Source organism: Campylobacter sp. BCW_6465 (genome assembly GCF_001762815.1).
Taxonomy (GTDB): domain Bacteria; phylum Campylobacterota; class Campylobacteria; order Campylobacterales; family Campylobacteraceae; genus Campylobacter_D; species Campylobacter_D jejuni.
The window spans coordinates 4,220-6,606 of the sequence record NZ_MJXN01000105.1 but is presented as its reverse complement, the minus strand read 5'-3'; the positions used below and the strand labels follow the sequence as shown (position 1 = coordinate 6,606).

Annotated in this window: 2 protein-coding genes; both read right to left on the bottom strand. The window is 25.8% G+C overall.

The window, feature by feature from the left end; translation table 11 throughout:
- Positions 1-1,007, bottom strand: a 1,007-nt coding sequence (locus AJ886_RS07965) for a hypothetical protein (RefSeq protein ID WP_186820739.1), incomplete at its 3' end; no start/stop codon positions are given.
- A gap of 274 nt (positions 1,008-1,281) precedes the next feature.
- Positions 1,282-2,387, bottom strand: a 1,106-nt coding sequence (locus tag AJ886_RS10880) for a hypothetical protein (protein WP_261662864.1), incomplete at its 5' end; no start/stop codon positions are given.

Here is a 2,387-nt window from a genome sequence, read left to right as displayed (position 1 = left end):
ATTTCATCTAGTCCTTGTGCGATTTGAAGTTTTAAATTTTGCATTTTTGCAGGAGCTAAAAAAGTTAAATGATATTCGTTTAATTCTTTATTATCTTCTAAAGCATTTTTGATGATTTTATCATACTCATGTAGCTGTGTAAAATACCCTACTCCTAAATCTTTATTTTCAAATTCCTTATAAGCACTTTTATAAACTTTAGCAATGTTTTTTGGGATAATAAAATAAAGTTTGATTAAATTAGTATCAAAGCTAAGATTTAATTCTTTAAATTCATAATCTTTACTAAAGTCTTGTTTGAATTGATTAAGAATATTTATATCCTCTATATCTTTTAAATCTTTTAAATCTATATTAAATTCATTTAAAGCCTTATCTTGTTCTTTTTTTTCATTATTGATTAAAAGATTATAGATAGGTAAATTATCTTTTTGAAATCTATCACTTTTATAATGAAGTCTTATTATAGGTTCTTTTAACTCTATTTGATTTTTACTTTGTTCTCCTAAGCCCTCTTTAGGATCAAAGCTGTGATCAAATTTAAACTTAGTAGGAGTAAAGCTTACTTTTAAAGGAAAACCTTTATCACTAATACAAGCTGATATGAGTTCTTGTAAGATTACATATTCATTATTGACTTTCTTTTGAGATAAGGATCCTTTTACATTAACAACTTTAGTACAAGGAACACTTACACCTGCTATAGTATTAGGACAAGCTACTATACTAGAGTTTAATAAATCACTTTCTAGCATTATAGACACACCATCATCTTTAAAAGTTTTTCCTTTGTTTGATTTAAGTATGACTTTACCTCCATGGATACATTCTAGGTTTTGATTTTCTAAAAGAGCATGAAGTTTAGCTATAGCTTGTTTTTTATCTACTTGTGTGGTTTTTTGTTCTTTTAAAGTGTTTGAAATTAAGTCTTTATACTCTAAGCTTTGTTTGCTTAAACATTCTAATTTAATATTTAAAGAATTTTCTATAATAGAATAATTAAGCAAGCAAAGTTCATCATTTTTATAAAAGATACTAAGTCTTCCTAAACCACTGCTTTCATCTTTAGGAGAAAAATAATAACTGGGTGTATCTTGTTTTATAGTATTATCTTGATCTAATTCTCCAAAGTAAAAAGGATTGTTAGGAAGTTCATTTGAGCCTGTAAGGAGTATACCTTGAAAATAAATTTTAGAATGAGTTAAATCAACATTTTTAGCCCTTAAGACTTCACAATCAATCACTTCTTTATCATAAGCAAAAATTGTTTCTTTTACTTTTTCAAGAGGCATGAATTTTCCTTAAATTTTTAGTCATTTTATGATAACTTAAACTCCAGTATTTATCGCTTTTTTCTCCTGCTAAAACATTAAAATAAAATTCATTTCTATCTTTTTGATATTCTTGTGAGATATTACCATAATCATATTTATGATAAAGCATTCTTGAAAGCATTTCATCTTTAGGTATAAAAATAAAAGGATAAAACTTACTCACACTAAAATTATTATATTTTTGACTCAAATCTAAATCTTGTATCGCAATAGCTTCATAATCATTATCTGCTTTTAAAAGTTTAATTTGTCTATCTTTTCTATCGAAATAAATCAATTCAAAATCGCCTTTTATGCTTGTATTAAATTTTTTAGTGATAGATTCCAAACAAAAATCTAATTTATTATATATACTTTTAAGTTGGGAGGCTTTATCATAAAATTTTTTAATACTTTCATAATATCTTTGATTTTCTATATCTTTTTTACAAAAAGTTTGTATTTTCTTTTCTAAATTTTCCTGATTTACATAACATATATAATTATTATCTAGCATAGATCTAGTCCAAGTAATAAAAGCTCTTGCACCTTTTACACTTTGTAAATTATCATCAATGTTTTGAAATTTCAAAAAGATAGAGTGAAGAGATTTGATCAAGCCAAAGATATCTATCAAATTTCCAGGCACTTTATATTCATCATCAATAAGCTCTATTCCTATATCAGAAAGTTTTTGAATAACCCAAGTAACGCAGTTGTTTTCAAGAAGCTTATAGGTAAATTCTTCATTGATTGGTTCTTTGCTATTAGGTGTAATTTCTTTTGTAGTATTAAAATCATTTTTAATATTTGCAAGTAGGATTTCATATTGTTCTTTAGAAAGTTCTAAAGTGCAACGATTAGAGGGTTTGAAAGCTTGGGGGCTTCTTAGTTTTTTAATAATATAACAATTTTTATCAATATTGCTATCTAATACATATTGGTTATTGTTAAATACTTTGCCAGGAGATCCTATAAGAGATTCTGCAACATTAGCAATTCCAGTTCCAAAACCCCAAAAACCATCATTGAATTCATTAGGTTCTTTAGCTTCATACCATTTTTGATCTATCT